This is a genomic window from Holtiella tumoricola (assembly GCF_027857615.1).
Lineage (GTDB): Bacteria > Bacillota > Clostridia > Lachnospirales > Cellulosilyticaceae > Holtiella > Holtiella tumoricola.
In genome coordinates, this window is record NZ_JAQIFT010000037.1 from 38,392 (window position 1) to 56,570 (window position 18,179).

General features: G+C 35.5%; 19 protein-coding genes. 7 read left to right on the forward strand and 12 right to left on the reverse strand.

What is annotated here, in order from left to right; all coding sequences use genetic code 11:
* Nucleotides 1–25 precede the first annotated feature (25 nt).
* The 5 genes from PBV87_RS08545 to mobA all read left to right on the forward strand — a co-directional run bounded on the left by PBV87_RS08545 (nt 26) and on the right by mobA (nt 5,639).
* The gene (locus PBV87_RS08545) at nt 26–2,098 is read left to right on the forward strand and encodes a molybdopterin oxidoreductase family protein (protein WP_271011897.1); all 2,073 of its coding nucleotides are present in this window, start codon (nt 26–28) and stop codon (nt 2,096–2,098) included.
* A gap of 12 nt (nt 2,099–2,110) precedes the next feature.
* Complete coding sequence (locus PBV87_RS08550; RefSeq protein ID WP_053986131.1) at nt 2,111–2,515, forward strand: 4Fe-4S dicluster domain-containing protein; 405 nt, start codon at nt 2,111–2,113, stop codon at nt 2,513–2,515.
* Between the two features lies 1 nt (nt 2,516).
* Nucleotides 2,517–3,755, forward strand: coding sequence for an NAD(P)/FAD-dependent oxidoreductase (locus PBV87_RS08555; protein WP_271011898.1), 1,239 nt, complete (start codon nt 2,517–2,519; stop codon nt 3,753–3,755).
* Between the two features lie 13 nt (nt 3,756–3,768).
* Nucleotides 3,769–4,731, forward strand: coding sequence for a TDT family transporter (locus PBV87_RS08560; protein WP_271011899.1), 963 nt, complete (start codon nt 3,769–3,771; stop codon nt 4,729–4,731).
* A gap of 317 nt (nt 4,732–5,048) precedes the next feature.
* Nucleotides 5,049–5,639 carry a molybdenum cofactor guanylyltransferase gene (gene mobA / locus PBV87_RS08565; RefSeq protein WP_053986134.1) on the forward strand — a complete coding sequence of 197 codons (591 nt, stop codon included), beginning with the start codon at nt 5,049–5,051 and terminating at the stop codon, nt 5,637–5,639.
* Here mobA and PBV87_RS08570 read toward each other — a convergent pair.
* From PBV87_RS08570 to PBV87_RS08620, 11 genes are all read right to left on the reverse strand, one after another.
* Nucleotides 5,622–6,659: a sulfate/molybdate ABC transporter ATP-binding protein gene (locus tag PBV87_RS08570; RefSeq protein ID WP_271011900.1), complete on the reverse strand. Its 1,038-nt coding sequence runs from the start codon at nt 6,657–6,659 to the stop codon at nt 5,622–5,624. The two genes, mobA and PBV87_RS08570, sit on opposite strands and share 18 nt — an antisense overlap.
* Nucleotides 6,660–7,316, reverse strand: coding sequence for a molybdate ABC transporter permease subunit (modB, locus tag PBV87_RS08575; RefSeq protein ID WP_271011901.1), 657 nt, complete (start codon nt 7,314–7,316; stop codon nt 6,660–6,662). It lies immediately after the preceding gene.
* 4 nt (nt 7,317–7,320) lie between these two features.
* Nucleotides 7,321–8,115 carry a molybdate ABC transporter substrate-binding protein gene (gene modA, locus PBV87_RS08580; protein WP_271011902.1) on the reverse strand — a complete coding sequence of 265 codons (795 nt, stop codon included), beginning with the start codon at nt 8,113–8,115 and terminating at the stop codon, nt 7,321–7,323.
* A gap of 24 nt (nt 8,116–8,139) precedes the next feature.
* Nucleotides 8,140–8,634, reverse strand: coding sequence for a MogA/MoaB family molybdenum cofactor biosynthesis protein (locus PBV87_RS08585; RefSeq protein ID WP_271011903.1), 495 nt, complete (start codon nt 8,632–8,634; stop codon nt 8,140–8,142).
* A complete protein-coding gene (locus PBV87_RS08590; protein WP_053986139.1) occupies nt 8,627–9,064 on the reverse strand; it encodes an MOSC domain-containing protein in 438 nt (145 codons plus the stop codon). Before PBV87_RS08590 ends, PBV87_RS08585 begins: the two co-directional genes overlap by 8 nt.
* A 1-nt stretch (nt 9,065) precedes the next feature.
* On the reverse strand, nt 9,066–10,049 hold the full coding sequence (moaA, locus tag PBV87_RS08595; RefSeq protein ID WP_053986140.1) for a GTP 3',8-cyclase MoaA: 984 nt from the start codon (nt 10,047–10,049) through the stop codon (nt 9,066–9,068).
* Between the two features lie 17 nt (nt 10,050–10,066).
* Complete coding sequence (gene mobB / locus PBV87_RS08600; protein ID WP_198524960.1) at nt 10,067–10,564, reverse strand: molybdopterin-guanine dinucleotide biosynthesis protein B; 498 nt, start codon at nt 10,562–10,564, stop codon at nt 10,067–10,069.
* A complete protein-coding gene (moaC, locus tag PBV87_RS08605; protein WP_271011904.1) occupies nt 10,536–11,021 on the reverse strand; it encodes a cyclic pyranopterin monophosphate synthase MoaC in 486 nt (161 codons plus the stop codon). Before moaC ends, mobB begins: the two co-directional genes overlap by 29 nt.
* 4 nt (nt 11,022–11,025) lie before the next feature.
* Nucleotides 11,026–12,243, reverse strand: coding sequence for a molybdopterin molybdotransferase MoeA (locus PBV87_RS08610; RefSeq protein WP_271011905.1), 1,218 nt, complete (start codon nt 12,241–12,243; stop codon nt 11,026–11,028).
* Between the two features lie 2 nt (nt 12,244–12,245).
* On the reverse strand, nt 12,246–13,271 hold the full coding sequence (locus PBV87_RS08615) for a molybdopterin-binding protein (protein WP_271011906.1): 1,026 nt from the start codon (nt 13,269–13,271) through the stop codon (nt 12,246–12,248).
* A gap of 272 nt (nt 13,272–13,543) precedes the next feature.
* Nucleotides 13,544–14,575: a M42 family metallopeptidase gene (locus PBV87_RS08620; protein ID WP_271011907.1), complete on the reverse strand. Its 1,032-nt coding sequence runs from the start codon at nt 14,573–14,575 to the stop codon at nt 13,544–13,546.
* A 228-nt stretch (nt 14,576–14,803) separates the two neighbouring features.
* Here PBV87_RS08620 and PBV87_RS08625 point away from each other — a divergent pair, with 228 nt between their 5' ends.
* Complete coding sequence (locus PBV87_RS08625; protein WP_271011908.1) at nt 14,804–15,994, forward strand: pyridoxal phosphate-dependent aminotransferase; 1,191 nt, start codon at nt 14,804–14,806, stop codon at nt 15,992–15,994.
* Nucleotides 15,995–16,330: 336 nt separating this feature from the next.
* Entirely contained in the window at nt 16,331–17,068 is a 738-nt protein-coding gene (locus PBV87_RS08630; protein ID WP_271011909.1) for a MerR family transcriptional regulator, read from the forward strand.
* A gap of 735 nt (nt 17,069–17,803) precedes the next feature.
* On the opposite strand, the gene PBV87_RS08635 is transcribed toward PBV87_RS08630, so the two are convergent.
* The gene (locus PBV87_RS08635; protein ID WP_053986147.1) at nt 17,804–18,022 is read right to left on the reverse strand and encodes a DUF4318 domain-containing protein; all 219 of its coding nucleotides are present in this window, start codon (nt 18,020–18,022) and stop codon (nt 17,804–17,806) included.
* Nucleotides 18,023–18,179: the final 157 nt, after the last annotated feature.

Here is an 18,179-nt window from a genome sequence, read left to right on the forward strand (position 1 = left end):
TTAATTATCAAAAGGGAGGTTCTCCATGAAAAAAGTACAATCTACTTGTAATGTATGTTCCTTAGCTTGTAATCTTGATTTCTATGTAGAGAATGAACAGATCGTAAAAGTGTTACCTACCAAAACTTATCCTGTTAATAAGGGATTCTCTTGTATTAAAGGTATCTCACTGGATAAACAAAATACTAAATTTAAACCTTCACCTTTCCCAAAAATTCGTAATGCACAAGGTGAACTCCAAGAAGTTTCTTGGGATGAGGCTTACAAATATGTAGCGGACAAGCTTCTTTCAATTAAAGAAACTTACGGTGGAGATAGCATTGCTGCTATTAGTACTGGTCAATTACCTCTAGAAGAAATGGCTCTCTTCTCTCACGTTATGCGTAACTTTTTAAGAGGTCATGTTGATGGAAATACAAGACTTTGTATGGCAACTTCTGTTGTTGCACACAAACAAAGCTTTGGATTTGATGCACCACCTTATACATTAAATGATTTCGAGTTATCCGATACCATTTTCTTAATTGGAGCAAACCCTATTGTGACACATCCTATTATTTGGGATCGTATTCGTCGCAATCCAAACAAAAAAGTTATCGTTATCGACCCTCGTCGTTCTGAAACAGCTCAAAAATCTGATTACTTCTATCCTATAAATGGTAAATCAGATATTTACCTTTTCTATGGTCTTGCAAATATTCTTATTGAAAAAGATTATCTTGACCATGACTACATTGAAGCACACACTGAAAACTTTGATGGTTTCAAAGCACTTGTAAGTAAATACACACCTGATGTAGTAGCTGAACAAACTGGTCTTAGTGTAGATGCTTTATATGAAATGGCTGAACTTATTCATACAGGTAAAAATGTATCTCTTTGGTGGACAATGGGTGTTAACCAAGGTTATGAAGCTGTAAGAACAGCTCAAGCTATTATCAATATCGCACTTATGACAGGTAATATCGGTCGTCCTGGTACTGGCGCAAACTCTATTACAGGACAATGTAATGCTATGGGATCACGTGTATTTAGTAATACTGCTGGACTCTATGGCGGTGGTGATTATGATAATGCTGTAAGACGTGAAGCTGTATGCAATGCCCTTCAGATTACAGATGAACAACTTATCAATAAACCAACCCTTCCTTACAATGCAATTATCGAAAAAATTCATAGTGGTGAAATTAAAGCACTTTGGATTGTATCTACAAATCCTCGTCACTCTTGGACTAACAACGCAACATTTGCAGAAGCTATCAAAAAGCTTGACCTCTTTATTGTTCAAGATATTTATGACGATACACATACTTCTAAAGATGCTGGTGTATTCTTCCCTGTAGTTTCTGGACTTAAGAAAGTTGGGACTTATATCAATACGGAAAGACGTCTTTCTGCAATGCGCCCCGTCTTAGCAAAAGAAGATAATGAAAAAACAGACTTTGAAGTATTCTACGAAGTAGGTCAAGCCCTTGGTATGGGATCATTACTTGGCTTATGGAAAACACCACAAGATACTTTTGAGCTTATGAAAAAGTGTTCTAAAGGTATGCCATGTGATATTACTGGTGTAACTTATGAAGCACTTGATGGAACACATGGTATTCAATGGCCATTTAGAGAAGGAGATGTCTTAACTGATGATGAACGTCGCCTCTTTGAAGATGGAAATTACTATACACCTTCTAAAAAAGCTAAATTTGTATTTGATGAAATTATGGAAAACCCATTACCTACAACTACCGAATTCCCTTACATCTTAAATACAGGTCGTGACACTGTAGGTCAATGGCATACTCAAGTACGTTCTAGAGAAATTGGTGTTGCTTCAAAAACTTATGCTGATCAAGCTTATATCTATATTCATCCTACTCTTGCAAAAGAAAAAGGTATTGAACAAAATGAAATCTTTGAAGTCGCATCAATCAACGGTCAAAGTGCTCGTTTTGCTGCTAGAATCACAGAAAATGTATCTGAGAATCAACTGTATGCACCTATGCATTACATTGAAACCAACAAACTTACACCTTCTCTTTATGATCCATTTTCAAAAGAGCCATCATACAAAACAACACCAATCAACATTTATAAAATATAGGAGAATATGCTGATGAAAAGAATTAAAATTGATCGTTCTAAATGCGTAGGCTGCCTTACTTGTGTCACAGCTTGTATGGTTAGTAATGATAGTTTAGACCCTCGTAATCGTGTTGTAAGCGATAGTGAAAATAAATATGCACCTATATTTTGTCGTCATTGTGAAGAGCCTGAGTGCGTCTTCACATGTATGACAGGAGCTATGCGTAAAAACCCTGAGTCTGGCCATGTAGAATATAATAAAGATCAATGTGCAAGTTGTTACATGTGTATTATGGCATGTCCATATGGCGTACTTAAAAGTGACGCTCTCAAACAAAAAGAAATTATGAAATGTAATATGTGTGAACATCGTGAAAATGGGGCTATGTGTGTTGAAAAATGCCCAATGCATGCTATTACATTAGAGGAGGTCTAAAATGAAATATGTTGTAATCGGTGCTTCTGCTGCTGGAATTAGTGGTGCAAAACGCCTTCGTGAACTAGACCTACAAGCTGAAATAACTCTTATTTCAAAAGATGAACATATTTATTCAAGATGTATTATGCATCACTATATTGAAGGTATTCGTGATCTTAATCGCCTTCAATTTGTACCTTCTAACTTTATTGATACCTATAACATTAACTGGATTAAAGGTGAATGTGTCACTCAAGTTGATACTATAGCTCAATCTGTAACAACTGACAAAGGCACAGTTGTTAACTTTGATAAACTTCTTATTGCTACAGGCTCACATGTATTCTTCCCACCTATCCCTGGTCTAAAAGAAGCTAAAAATGCTATTGGCTTCCATGACCTAGATGAATGTGAAGCCATCATGGAACAAGTAAAAACAGCAAATCATATTGTTGTAATGGGGGCTGGACTTGTTGGTATTGATGCAGTTTCAGGCTTACTTCACTACAATAAACCGATTAGTATTGTGGAAATGCGTGACCGTATGCTAGGACTTCAACTTGACCCTGTTGCTGCTTCTACTTATGAAAAAGCCTTTGATAAAAAAGGTGTAAAACAATTCTATAACTTAGGTGTCAAAGAACTTCACTTAAATGATCAAAATGAGATTACAAGTATTACATTAAGTAATGATGAGGAACTTCCTTGTGACTTACTCATTGTAGCTTCTGGGGTACGCTCTAATGTAGAATTTTTAGAAGGAAGTGACATTGAAACAGATAGATTTGGTCTTATTATCGATGCACTTGGCCAAACTTCTAACCCTAATGTTTATGGTGCTGGAGATGTGACAGGTCGCAATCCAATTTGGCCTGTAGCTGTTAAAGAAGGAATTGTTGCTGCTAGTAATATGACAGGCCTCGCAAAAGAAATGACTGATTTCTTTGCAAGTAAATCTACTATGAATTTCTTAGATATTCCAACCTTGTCATTAGGCCTTACCCATCCTGAGAATCCTGATGACTACATCATTGAAACTGAACAAGATGATCAAGGCAACTATAAAAAGATTGTCCATAAAGATGGCAAAATTTACGGTGCAATCCTACAAGGCAACCTTGACTACTCTGGCGTTTTAACTCAGCTTATTCGTTACCAAATTGATGTATCTAAAGTTAAGAAGCCACTCTTTGAAATAGACTACTCAGACTTCTTCAATGTTACTGAGAACTTTGAATTCACTTACGAAAACCAATAATAAGGAGACTGTTATGCCTCAAAAATCACTTAAAAATCATATTTCACTACTTCCTGTAGCTATTTTACCAACTATGGTAGGTGCTGCGACATTATCAAATATGTGGTCACCACTTGGATTTACTTGGATCCGTCACATAACAATGTGGGCGTCTGCTCTTGTTTTGCTTTGCTACATTGCCAAAATAGCACTTCACTTTGGTACTTTTAAAAAAGAATATATGGCAACTGTACCAGCTAGTTTATATGCTGGTGGTACAATGATCACAATGATCTTAGGAAACTATATTTTCGAATTCAGCCCTGTAATTGGTAAAGCTCTCTGGGCAATTGGTCTTGGATTACACACAATCCATTTACTATTCTTTATCTATAACAATGTTATTAAAAACTTTGATAAAAATACTTTCATTCCAAGTTGGTTTGTAACCTTCAATGGAATCATGGTTTCAACAGTTGTCGGTGTTCCAATGAACGAGCCTACAATTGGTAAAATTGTTGTTTATTACGGACTTATTGTATTTGCTATTTTACTTCCTTGTATGGTTGTAAGACTTATTAAAAATCCTATTACAACAGGTCCACTCTTCATGACAAAAGCAATCATTCTTGCTCCATCTAGCCTTTGTCTTGTAAGCTACTTAAACTTTATTACTGAACCAAATGTATTCATCGTATATGCTTTATATGCTATTGTGTTTGTATCACTTATTTATGTTATCATCAATTTACCAAAATTCTTCTCATTCTCTTTCCATCCAGGTTTTGCAGGGCTTACTTTCCCAATGGCTATTGGTATTGTAGCATCTAACAAAATGTCTGCTTTCCTTGTTGGACAAGGCTACGAAGCTTTCGGTGAAGTAATTAAACAAATTACAGGTTTCCAACTTTATATTACAACTGTCATTATCGGCTTTGTATTATTTAACTTTGTTAGATTACTTGTTAATAGCTTTAAAACAAAGGATGCAGCCTAATACATAAACTGTATCAAACAAATAAAAGGGGGATGCTGTTCTATACAGCTCCCCTTTTTTATGCCTCTAAACCTATTGCTAAATTCAATTTATCTTATAAAAATACTCAATTTCATCCGCTATAAAATATTTATTCTCTTTCCTTGTTAAATGAACCTATAGCAAGTATACTTAAATACACTATGTACAAACCGCTGAAAATGAAAAGCATGCCTTAGCCTTTTGGGGTAGACTAAGACATGCAAACCATTTATAAAGGATGAGGGTTACCTTAGTAGTATACCCATTTTATTTTAAAATATAGAAAGGATTTGATTATGCAACATTTACCTAATTTAGCAACACTCATCTTAATGGGTGGCCAAAATAAACGTATGAACGGAGAACATAAAGCTTTTCTTTCATTACACGAAAAGACTTTTTTAGAACATATTATTGAAAACTTAAATCCATATGCACCTACCTATTTATCTGTAAACACTCAATCTCTCTATGAACATCTTAATTATCCCCTTATAGAAGATAAGTACAAAGATATTGGTCCTATAGGTGGTATTTATACTGCTCTTTCTAGTATTCCTGAAGAATATGTATTTATTACAGCTTGTGACATGCCTTTTGTGAATGGAGAGCTTATCACATTCTTATATAATCAACTTGACTTAGACACCTCTTGTGTCGTTATGAGTGATAAAGATGGCCGTTTTTATCCTTTAGGTGGTATCTATCACAAAAGTATGCTCCCTCTTATAGAAGCTCAAATTGCTGAAGGTAACTATCGTTTAGGTGCATTATTAAAACGTACCCATGCCAAAATCATTCCGCTTAGCCAAGCCCCATTTGAAGAAAAACTCCTCTGGAATATTAATACACCAGAAGAGTATAAAAGTTTATTGCAAGAAAAGTAATTTAGTTTGATCGATTAATACTTTAACCTTACCTGATTTTATGATAGATTCTACTTCTTGGTATTCTCTTTTACTACATGTATAAATCAGCTTAGAATCTTTAAGATGAAGTATAACCTCTATCTGTTCAGGCATAATGACTTGTTCTCCTACTTGTGCAAGTAGACCTTCTTCATTATCAGTAGATACTAGCTTTAAATCCGACTGACGTATACCAGCCCATTTTGCTTCTTCTACATTTTTATTTAATTCAAGATCCCAAGACTCTACAATAGCATGACTATCTGATACTTTATAAAGGGGTGCCACATTACGGCACCCTGTAAGCCTTGCTCCCGCTACTGAATGACACTTATCAAATATATCTTCCTTATTATCATACTCTACAATACATCCATCTGACATAATGGCAATTTGGTCACAATACTTGTAAATCTCCTGCCTATTATGTGATATGTAAAGTACACTTCCCTTAAACATTTCTAATGCACGCTTAAAGTCTTCTGCTATGGTCCACTGCAAGTGGCTATCTAAAGCTGAAAAGGGTTCATCTAGCATCAATAAATCTGGTTCTTGAGCAAGTATCCTGGCCAGGGCTACTCTTTGCTTTTGCCCACCTGATAACTTATTAGGTTTTTTATGGCCTAATGTCTCTAGTTCTAGCATTTTAAGCAGCTCGTTAATCTTCTCTTTTTTACCTTCTTTAGGGCCTTTCATGCCAATAGCAATGTTATCATATACACTCATATGGTTAAACAATGCATAGCTTTGGAACATAAGCCCAATATTTCTTTCACGAGGCTTAAGGTTAATCTTGCGATTTGAGTCAAATAAAACTTTATCATTCAAGATAATTGTTCCACGATCTGGTGTTACAATACCTGCTATCATTTTAAGTGTCATCGTCTTTCCTGAGCCTGAATAGCCTAAAATGCCCGTTATACCATCCTCAATTTCTAAATCCACTTTAAGCGAAAACATCTCTAACTTCTTTTCAACATGCATCTTTAGACTCATCATTTAGTTCCTCCTGTTATAACGGTTCATTAAACTTAGCATCACACAAGAAATCACGGTTATAATAACCGTCCAAAATGCTGCTAATTCTATTTTCCCATTAGAGGTTGCAAAATAGATAGCAAGAGGTATGGTCTGAGTCACTTTAGGAATATTACCTGCTACCATTAAAGTAGCTCCAAATTCACCTAATGCCCTTGCAAAAGCTAAGATTAACCCAGACATAATCCCTGGGAAAGCTTCTGGGATTAAAATCTTAATAAAGATTTTAAATTCGGATAACCCCAATGTTCTAGCTGCCCAAATAATCTCTTCATCAACTTGCTCAAATGCACCTTTAGTTGCTCGGTACATGAGAGGAAAGGACACAACAACTGCTGCAAGTACCGCTGCTGTTGGTGTAAAAATAATATTAATATTCAGCTTCCCTAGTAAACTGCCTAGCCAACTATTTTTACCACATATCACTAGAAGGACAAATCCTATAACTGTTGGAGGAAGTACTAAGGGCAGTGTAAAAATAACATCTGCAATCCAACGCCATCGCCCCTTTATATCTAACGTTAACCTTGCAATGATAATTCCAAGTACAAAAACAATCAAAATCGCAGTAAAAGAAATTTTGAGTGATAGAATTAATGGACTTATTTCTATCTCCATTATACTACTCGGCTTTCTCTGCAGGTGTAAAACCATATGATGCAAAAATTTCTCTAGCTTCTTCTGTCCCTAAGAACTCAGTAAAAAGCTTTGTTTCTTCTAAGTGTGTTGTATCTTTGATAATTCCCATCGCATACATAACAGGCTTATGCCAACTTTCATCAGCTACATCACTTATTACAACTTTATCACTAATCATTGCATCTGTTTCATACACAACACCTGCATCTGCATTTCCTGATTCTACCCAAGATAGTACTTCACGTACGTCTTTTGCAAAAACTAATTTTTCTTCTACCTCGTCATAAATTTCTAATGTATCTAATACTTCTTTTGTATATTGTCCAACTGGTACACTTTCAAATTCACCTACTGCAAGCTTTGAAAAGGTACCTTCCCCTAATCCTTTAAAAGTCAGTATTTCTCCATTTTGAGGTGTAATCAGTACCAAACGATTACGTAATAAGTTCTCATTGGTTCCTGCTTCTAAAAGTCCTGCTTCTTCTAACGCATTAACTTGTTTCGTTCCTGCAGATATAAATAAGTCAACGGGAGCACCTTGCTCAATTTGTTGTTGTAGCGCCCCTGATGCACCAAAGTTCATTTTAAGTGTGATATTAGGATACTGTTCTTTAAAAGCTTCCTCAAGAGTTGCCATACAATCTGTCAAGCTTGCTGCTACAGATAAAGTGAGCTCTGTTGGTATATCAGCTTTTGCTGTACCTTGTCCACTACATCCAACCAACATCATTAAACTTAATCCCAATACCATTCCTATAAGCTTTTTCACTTTTCTCATCTCTTTTTCTCCCCTACTTTCTTTTTATTCAGGTCTGGCACATTCACTACTACTTCCTTGTAGTATGCCAATTCCATGTTCAAGGCTACCTATAATACTCTCCAAATTCTCACGTACAGCCTTTGGACTACCTGGTAGATTCACAATAAGGGTATCTTTTCTTATCCCAGCTACACTACGGCTAAGCATGGCTCTCGGTGTAATCTGTAAGCTGTAATATCTCATAGCCTCTGGTATACCTGGAACTTGTTTTTCAACAATATCAAGTGTTGCCTCTGGTGTACAGTCTCTTTTAGAAAAGCCTGTCCCCCCAGTTGTTAAAATAAGGTCCACCTTATAACTATCACACCATTCTTGCATCTTCCCGCTAAGCTCATGTCTTTCATCAGGTAAAACAATATAGTCTGTAACTTCCCAACCTTGTTGTGCTACAATCTCACGAATAACTTCTCCGCTTCTATCTTCTCTTTCACCTTTTGAGCCTTTATCACTAGCTGTAATAATACCTACTCTAATCATTTGTGATCATCCTCATCTCATCACCAACTTTAATCTCTCCACCTTGGATAACACGTGCAAATACACCTTCTCTTGGCATAATACAATCACCTACTTGATAGTAGATTTGGCAATGATGATGACATTGTTTGCCTATTTGTGTCATTTCTAAAATAACGTCATTACACTGGAATCTTGTACCTACTGGCAGATGTTTAAAATCAAAACCTTGTACAATAAGATTTTCACCAAATGCACCTGGTTCTACCTGTGCACCTCTTTGTTTAAAGGCTTCAATTTGCTCATAATCAATTAAACTTACTTGTCTATGCCAATCACCTGCATGAGCATCATTTTCTATTCCAAAGTTTTCGATAAACTTACCTTCTTTAATATTGATCTTTTGTGTACCACGTTTTTCACTGATACATAACGCCATAACCTTTCCCATCTTAGCCTCCTATTTGTGCCATCATTTTATCTTCTTGCTCATCTATCGCTTCTACTACTTCTTCAAAATAATGCTTATCTGGTTTTACATGAATAGCTTCTGCTATTGTAAGCATCAAGTCCTCATCACTTATTCCATTACGTAAAAGTGCCTTTAAATCAACACCTGCTTTAGAATGTAAACAAAGCTTTAAAAAGCCTTCTGCTGTAAGACGTACTCTATTACATGCATCACAAAAACAATCGCTTACTGCACTAATAAAACCTATCTTTCCTTTAAAGCCTTCTATCTCCCAGTACTTAGCTGGCCCATTGCCTAGTTGCTTTTCATAAGGTATAAGCGTGCCAAATTCTGCTTCTAGTATTTCTAGTACTTCTTCTTTACTTATACGCTCAAATTGCTTCCCAAGTCCTATTGGCATAAGCTCTATAAAACGTACATTGATTCGGTCATGCTCTGCGAGTCTCGCTAGATGGCAAATCTGCTCTTCATTTAAGTGTTTAGCAACTAAAGCATTCACCTTCACACTTTTTAAAGAGCTATTAGCAGCTTTTCTTATGGCTCTTAACACTTTATCAAAACCATCTACCTTTGTAATGTTTTTAAAGTGCTCAGCCTCTAACGTATCTAAGCTTACATTAATTGCAGTAATTCCAGCCTCAATGAGATCATCTAACTTTTCTTCTAAAAGTAAACCATTGGTAGTCAGTGTGATTTCTTCAATTCCTTCTATAGCTTTAATTTGCCTTACTAGATTTACAAAATCTTTTCTTACTAAAGGTTCACCACCTGTTAGTTTGATCTTTTTGATTCCAAGCTTAGCTGCACTTGTACAAACTCTTGTGATCTCCTCAAAAGTAAGTAATTCTTTTTTGTCTAAACAAGCTATTCCTTCTTCTGGCATACAATAGACGCATCTTAAATTACAGCGGTCTATTACAGATATTCTTAAATAATCAATAGACCTGTTTTTTCTGTCTTTCATCTATTCTTTCTCCAGTCTTATTTATTTAAAATAATCTTCAAAACACTATCTATATCATTTAAACCTATAACAGGTATATTTGCCTCTTTTAATGGTACATCTGTGACAATAGCCATCAATGTACTTGGGTCACAGACACTAGTCTTGGAAACTGCACTACGGATGATCTCTATTTTAGGAAGGCTCGAGTACTTCATCCCTTCAACAATGACAATATCCATATCTTGCTGATATTGAAGCATATCTAAAATGTCCGGTTTCTCATAATCCTTTATCAACATCATCTTTGAATTTGAGTACACAATCACACTCTTCGCACCAGCAGCCTTGTGTCTATAACTATCTGTTCCTTCATGATCTGCAACAAATTCATGACCATCGTGTTTAATGACACCTACTTTGTAACCTAAAGCTGTCAGTCTTGTTACAAGCTTTTCTACTAAAGTAGTTTTGCCTGAGTTTTTAATCCCACTTACAGCAAATACCTTAGGCTTCTTCTCTTTTGTAATGTCCACTTTTACCACCTTGCTTTTCCATAAGACAGATATTTGTAATTTCCATATTTTTATCCATTGCTTTACACATATCATAAATAGTTAATAAAGCAATATTTACACCTGTTAAAGCTTCCATTTCAACACCTGTTTGACCATTTACTTTTACTGTACAAGTTGCCTCAACACTTAATGTATCTGGTTGTAATTCAAAGTCTACCGTACATTTAGAAATCATAAGTGGATGGCACATTGGAATAAGGTCTGATGTTCTCTTTGTTCCCATAATACCTGCAATTCTTGCTACACCGAGGACATCACCTTTTTTTGCTGTTCCATTACAAATCGCATTATAAACTGCTTGATTTACTTTGATTGTACCTTTTGCTGTAGCAACTCGTGTTGTCACGTTCTTCTCTGATACATCTACCATTACTGCATTACCCGCTGTATCAAAATGTGTTAATTGTTCTTTCATCTTCTCACCCTCTTGTATCTACTAAAATAACTTTTACTTCTTCTCCTATATCTAGCCCTGTAGAGCCTGCTGGTATATCAATAAGCGCATTACACAAACTCATGGTATAGAGTGCCCCTGACGCATGGTTATTGTGATTAAGCTTCACCTTACCATCCTCAAAGTAAGCTCTAATGAAACGTCTTTTAATACTTTTCTTTTTAAATTCATTTTCCATAATACCTGTTGTATGAATAGGCTTAAGCATTTCATCTTGAGTAAGATATGCTACAACTGGTCTAATAATAAGTTCAAAATTAGCTAAAGCCGCAAAAGGATTACCTGATAATCCAATTAACAACTTTTCTTTATAGCATGCAGCTAAAACAGGTGTTCCTGGCTGGATTGCAATTCTCCAAAAGAGACGTTTTGCACCTAGTAGGTTAATCACATCATGCATGATATCTTTTTTACCTACAGAGACACCACCTGTTGTCACCATTAAGTCTATTTCATCCCAATGTTCTTCTAAACATTTAGCTACTGCTTCTGGTGTATCTTGTTGCATCTTGAGTACTTGTATCTGGATGCCTAACTCCATTGCCTTTGTTTGTATCATCACTTCATTGGCATTATAGATTTTACCTAGTTTTAGGTCTTCTCCTATAGGTGTTAACTCATCTCCTGTACACAATAGTCCCATCCTAAGTGGTTGTCTTACTTCTACTTCTTGGAATCCCATACTTGCAAGAATGCCTAACTTAACTGGTGATAACTTCTCTCCTGCTTTTAAAAGTAGATGACCTTCTTTAATATCTTCTCCCTTAAAGCAGTAATTATCAAAAGGTTTAAGTGCTTTATAGATTTGAACTTCTACTTCACCTTCATCTGTATCCTCTTGTCTAAGTACACAATCACATCCTTTAGGAATCGGTGCACCTGTCATAATTCTTACTGCTTCTTGATTGTTAACTTCTGCCTCATAGTACTCACCAGCATATACAACACCTTTTACTTTTAAAGTAACTGGTCTGTCCATACTTGCACCACTACTATCTTCCGCCTTAAAAGCGTATCCATCTAAGGGTGAACGATCAAAGGGTGGATTAGAAATCGGTGCATAATAATCTTTAGCTAATATACGTCCATTTGCCGCGTGGAGTAATAATTTTTCTACCTTAATATCTATCCTACTAGCCTGTTCTAATAAGTCAAGTGCTTCTTCTAAACTTATGCCAACCATCTTTATTCTCCTTTTCCAAAGGAACAATGAGGATAAACACATGGTTTACATCCTGTACATAAACCACCATGTCCTAATTTCACTAAATCACGTTTTACTAACTTCTCACCTGCCATCAAACGTGGCAATACTAAGTCAAATACTGTTGCCCCTGCATACATAACGCATCCAGGTAAGCCCATAATAGGAATATCCTTTTCATAATATGCAAGCAAGAACATCGCCCCTGGTAATACAGGTGCTCCATAAGATACAATGTGTGCGCCAACTTCTTTAATAGCTGTTGGTGTCACATCATCAGGGTCTACACTCATTCCCCCTGTACATACAATCATATCTGCCCCTTCTTCTAAGAAAGATTTGATTGCATCTGTAATCATCTCTATTTTATCATCTACAATACGTTGTCCAAGCACTTCTGCTCCAAACGGCTCTAGCTTTTTACGTATTACAGGTCCAAAAGCATCTTTGATACGACCTTTAAAGACTTCATTTCCCGTTGTAACAATACCAACTTTTTTATGAAGATAAGGCATAATCTTTAAGAGTGGTGTATCCCCTCCTACTCGTTTTACTTCTTCCATTACTTCTTTTTCAATTAAAAGTGGTATGACACGAGTACCTGCTAGCTTATCTCCTGCATGTACCATTGTATTAGTATGACGTGTCGCAATCATCACTTGATCAATACTATTCACATCCATTAAGCGTTCTGTATCTACTTTCAATAATCCATCACAAGTAGCAATAGCTTCTATCTTTCCTTCTTTTACTTCCGATGGAGAAATATATTCATTATCACAAAGGCTATATAAGATTTCTGCTGCCTCATTTTCATGAAGCATCTTCTCATCTTTTTCCCATATATATAAATGCTCTTTACCAATGGAGAGTAAAACAGGAATATCTTCTTCTGTTACAACATGGCCTTTCTTAAAAGCTACACCTTTTTTAACATCTTTAATGATTTGTGTTATATCATGACACAGTACATGACCTACTGCATCCTCTGTACGAATTTGTTTCACCTTATTTACCTCCTCTAATAACTGTTATTAGTTAAGAATATTAAGATTATTGTTAAAAAATCTACAATCCCTATTTTAACCCATGTTCACATTTTTTTCCGTAACAAATATCACACTTTTTATTGGTTATCTTTCTTCTATATAAAATAATCTATGCAATACTTGTCCTTTCTATCATACAGGATTTTATATTTATAGCAAATAAGAAATAGGGCATATCCCCTATTCACTAGGAAATATGCCCCATATCTTATATCTTATATCTTATATCTTTATTGTGTAATATAGTAATAAAGTAATTTAATTGTATTCTCTAATCCATCATAATGAGTGCGTTCCATACCATGAGATGCATGTACCCCTGGTCCAATAAGTGCACCACGAATATTATTTCCACCTCTTAATGCTGCACCTACATCCGATCCATACATTGGATATACATCTATAGCAAAACGCAAACCATTTACTTTAGCTAATTCTATAAGCTTTGATGTCATTTGGTAATCATATGGTCCGCCTGAGTCTTTTGCGCAGATTGATACATCTTGTTCTGTACAACTTAAGTCTTGACCAATACATCCCATATCCACTGCGATCATCTCTGTAATGTCTGCTGGGATATAGCTTGACCCATGACCTACTTCTTCATAAACAGAGATAAAGATTTTAAGTGTATACGTTGGGATAATTTGTTCACGACTAAGCATTTCTAGTAAGCTCATAAGTGCTGCAACACTTGCTTTATCATCAATAAAACGTGATTTAATATAACCACTTTCTGTGATTGTTGTTTTTGGTTCAATGAAAATATAATCCCCATTTGCGATACCTAAAGCTTCTACATCAGCTTTTGACTTTACAACTTCATCAATACGTACTTCCATATTTTTTGCATCTCTTACTTTAGAAGTTGCATCTTCATAAACATGAGAAGATGGGCTCTTGCTTAAGAATGTCCCTGTATAGACTTTACCTTCACGTGTACGGATTTTGCAGTATTCTCCATCAAGTGTTGGTAAAATTGGGCCACCTACTACTGTAAAGTTAAGTGTCCCGTCCCCTGTAATACTTCTTACCATTGCCCCTAATGTATCAACATGTGCTGAAAGCCCTATAACCTTACCTTCTTCTTTACCTGGTACTGTAATAATGCCGCAACCTTTTTGTGTTGTTTCAAAGGCATATCCAAAAGATTTAGCATAACCTGCTATCTCTTCCATAATTTCAAAACAAAATCCACTTGGACTGTGATGTTCTAATAATTTTTTAGCTGTATCTAATACAAACTGTTTATTAATTTCCATTTTAAAACCTCCTCTATTAAGCGCTCTTCTTTTGTCATACTCTAAATAAATATACTTTTTGAATTAAGCTATTCACTAAATGATTAATATAAGTATATACCTTATAGCCTATTTCTATTATGACCTATACAGTAAATAGTTTCAACTCTTTCACAATTTTTGTTTTATTATAAAAAATATTGTATTATAATTAATTATACTTTAATACTTTATCAGAGGAGTGATGAAATGATTTCAGATAAAATGAAAAACCTCGTTGCAAATAGCTCAACGATTCGTGCAATGTTCGAAGAAGGCAAACGCCTTGCTGCTATCCATGGTGAGGAGAATGTTTTTGACTTCAGCCTTGGAAATCCTAATGTGGTTCCACCAGATTCTGTTAAAGAAGCCATATTAGAAATTGTTAATGAAGAAAATCCTAATGTCCTTCATGGGTATATGAACAATTCAGGCTATGAAGATGTTAGAAATACAATCGCTACTTTCCTTAATGAGAAACACCAACTCGACCTTAACGCAAATAATATTGTTATGACTTGTGGTGCTGCTGGTGGCTTAAATATCATCTTAAAGACGATCTTAAATCCCGAAGACGAAGTGATTGTTTTTGCACCATTCTTTGGTGAATACCGTAACTATGTGAGTAACTTTGATGGTAAAATTGTCGTTGTGCCACCTGATACAACAACTTTCCAACCTAATATGGAGGCCTTAAAAGCTGCCCTCACTTCTCGCACAAAAGCAGTGATCATCAATTCACCTAATAACCCAACAGGTGTTATTTACTCAGATAGCACCCTGAAACAACTTGCTTCTATTTTAGAAGAAGCACAAGGTACATTTGGTACTTCTATTTATCTTATTTCAGATGAACCTTACCGTGAGATTGCTTACGATAATGCTACTGTACCTTATGCACTTCATTACTACAACAATACATTCATCGGTTACTCTTATAGCAAATCACTTTCTCTTCCTGGAGAACGTATCGGTTATATTGTTGTTCCAAATGAAATGGCTGATTTTGATGATGTAATGTCTGCACTCAATGTAGCTAATCGTATCTTAGGCTTTGTTAATGCACCATCTCTCTTCCAAAAAGTTATTGGTAAATGTATTGAAAGTGAAGTTGATGTATGTATTTACGAGCGTAACCGTGATCTACTCTACAATCATTTGACAAGCATAGGTTTTGAATGTATTAAGCCTGAAGGTGCTTTCTATCTCTTCCCTAAAACACTTATTGAAGATGATAAAGCATTTTGTGAAACTGCTAAACAATTTAACTTACTTCTTGTACCTGGATCAGCATTTGGTTGCCCTGGTTATACACGTTTAGCATATTGCATCAGTTACGAACAAATTGAACGTTCTCTACCAGCATTCACAAAACTTGCTGAGTACTACAAAAATAACTAATCAAAGACCTTAGTTTGTGCCAAAAGCTGCAAAAACCTTTAAAATGCCTACTAAATGTATACATAATCCTAACTACTTGGATCAATAAATAATTTGAAAACCTTATTTCTTAAAATGATTCTAAAGTAAATATATTTTTAAATATAAAGCGTTAACTTTATTTATATAGAAGAGCTATAAAACTAATGAAATTCTTAGTTTTACAGCTCTTCTATTTTTATGGCTTCATAAATATTCATTTTATCTATGTGTTGACTCTTACGTTACGTCATACACTATACTACAAATGAGCAAAAAAATAATCTATTTTACTCATACCAGGAAAGAAGGTGTAACATGGAACTCAAAATCAAGGAAGTTGCTAAGCTTACAGGTGTAACTGTACGTACACTTCATTATTATGATGAGATTGGTTTGCTTCATCCAAGTCATATTACAGACGTCGGTTATCGCCTTTATGATGATGAAGCACTTGCTCGGTTACAACAAATTTTATTTTTTAAAGAACTAGAATTTCCGCTTAGTCAAATCAAAGAGATTATGGCAAATCCACACTTTGATACTACAGATGCACTTCTTCATCACAAAGCACTTCTTATCAAAAAGCGAGACCGCCTGAGTAATCTTATTGACTTGGTAAATACCACTTTAGAAGGAGAACATGAAATGAATTTTGATGCATTCGATATGACTGAAATAGAAAAATGTAAAGAACAATATGTCGAAGAAGCTGCCAAACGCTGGGGAGATAGTGATGCCTATAAAGAAAGTGTAGCTAAGACAGCTTCCTATGGCAAAAAGGAGTGGAATCAAGTGAATGAACTCGCAAATGAAATTATGAAAGCATTTGCTGACAATATGGATAAAGAGCCAAGTGACCCTGTGGTTCAATCTCTCGTTAAACAATGGCAAGATCATATTACAAAGAATTTCTATCACTGTACAAACGAAATCTTAGCAGGACTTGGACTAATGTATATAGGCGATGAACGCTTCACTAAAAATATAGATACACACAAAGAAGGACTTGCTCAGTTTATAAGTGATGCTATTGCAGTTTACTGCACAGAATAAATATTTGTTTAAGTGAGGGGGGAGTTATATTTAGTCTACTTACGTGAGTTGGCTAGTTGGATTCTCCTTCACCTGCTTCACTTCGCTTTCAGAGAAATGTAACTCATTCAAAAATAATAACGGTGTGAACTCACTTCGTTCAGACAGCACACCTAAAACCACTATTTTTTCATTTCGAACATTTCTTATCTGAAAGCTACGTAGGCAGGTTCCGGAGAACACACCTATCCCGCTCACTGAGCCAAGTCTACTAAATATGTACGCCCTCACTTTGTGGGCTGCGCCTGCGAAGAGATTACTAAACTGCATGTAGCTTATATTCTAAGTCCATCCTCGAAAAAAGCTCCATGGAGGTCACCCACGCATCACCGCCCTTTTCTACTCAGAAAGTTAAGTTTTCACTCCCAGTGACACGCCGTGGTGAAGAGATAGGAGTAAATGTTTCTTCTTCGGAAGGAGCTATTATGTGATGGGCTGTAAGGTAAGTTATTGTATGGAAACTTCCTCCGCAGACTTTTTAGAGAGGCTTAGTGAATGGAATCAAACTGGTTTTAGGGAAATGTTTGAAGAAAAGTGAACTTCTTTTCTGAGTTTTGACCGTTAGTTTGATGAAATGAACTTAGCCTCTCTTAAAAGTTGGAATGCAATAAGCTTGCCTACATGCCCTCACACTTAACCAAATATTTAATTGCTGAGTTAATCTAACCGTCTTATTCACATCAATCTACTTCCAATCTAAATTTGTACACAATGAATAATATATCCACCTCTAGCCATATCCACTTGAGCTTCGTAAAGATCTTTCCCTAAATAAAAAGTAACAGGTTTTTCTTTGCTTACAAATTCTAAAGGTTCTTTATCTCCTTGACTATATTTCTCTATATAATTACAAATATCTTCTGTAGTGGGATAAGTAAGTGACTCTTCTAAATCAATTAGGAAACCTTTTTTCATATTAAACCCCTCTTTTCTTTTTCATTTTATTAAGTACTATATTCCTACTATAAACCTTCCACAAGCTAGAATGTCAATAATTTTCCACAAAATTATTTTTTTAACGCAAAAAAATCCACAGAATAAACAGGTTATCCGTGGATTAAAACAAAAAAAG

Coding starts and splice junctions, on each gene's coding strand:
- PBV87_RS08570 (WP_271011900.1), bottom strand. CDS start 6,659: ATGATGAGTCTAAAGATGCATGTTGAAAAGAAGTTAGAGATGTTTTCG.
- moaC (WP_271011904.1), bottom strand. CDS start 11,021: ATGAAAGAACAATTAACACATTTTGATACAGCGGGTAATGCAGTAATG.
- moaA (WP_053986140.1), bottom strand. CDS start 10,049: ATGAAAGACAGAAAAAACAGGTCTATTGATTATTTAAGAATATCTGTA.
- PBV87_RS08545 (WP_271011897.1), top strand. CDS start 26: ATGAAAAAAGTACAATCTACTTGTAATGTATGTTCCTTAGCTTGTAAT.
- modA (WP_271011902.1), bottom strand. CDS start 8,115: ATGAGAAAAGTGAAAAAGCTTATAGGAATGGTATTGGGATTAAGTTTA.
- PBV87_RS08610 (WP_271011905.1), bottom strand. CDS start 12,243: ATGGTTGGCATAAGTTTAGAAGAAGCACTTGACTTATTAGAACAGGCT.
- PBV87_RS08555 (WP_271011898.1), top strand. CDS start 2,517: ATGAAATATGTTGTAATCGGTGCTTCTGCTGCTGGAATTAGTGGTGCA.
- PBV87_RS08635 (WP_053986147.1), bottom strand. CDS start 18,022: ATGAAAAAAGGTTTCCTAATTGATTTAGAAGAGTCACTTACTTATCCC.
- PBV87_RS08620 (WP_271011907.1), bottom strand. CDS start 14,575: ATGGAAATTAATAAACAGTTTGTATTAGATACAGCTAAAAAATTATTA.
- PBV87_RS08560 (WP_271011899.1), top strand. CDS start 3,769: ATGCCTCAAAAATCACTTAAAAATCATATTTCACTACTTCCTGTAGCT.
- PBV87_RS08550 (WP_053986131.1), top strand. CDS start 2,111: ATGAAAAGAATTAAAATTGATCGTTCTAAATGCGTAGGCTGCCTTACT.
- modB (WP_271011901.1), bottom strand. CDS start 7,316: ATGGAGATAGAAATAAGTCCATTAATTCTATCACTCAAAATTTCTTTT.
- PBV87_RS08630 (WP_271011909.1), top strand. CDS start 16,331: ATGGAACTCAAAATCAAGGAAGTTGCTAAGCTTACAGGTGTAACTGTA.
- mobA (WP_053986134.1), top strand. CDS start 5,049: ATGCAACATTTACCTAATTTAGCAACACTCATCTTAATGGGTGGCCAA.
- PBV87_RS08585 (WP_271011903.1), bottom strand. CDS start 8,634: ATGATTAGAGTAGGTATTATTACAGCTAGTGATAAAGGCTCAAAAGGT.
- PBV87_RS08590 (WP_053986139.1), bottom strand. CDS start 9,064: ATGGGAAAGGTTATGGCGTTATGTATCAGTGAAAAACGTGGTACACAA.
- PBV87_RS08625 (WP_271011908.1), top strand. CDS start 14,804: ATGATTTCAGATAAAATGAAAAACCTCGTTGCAAATAGCTCAACGATT.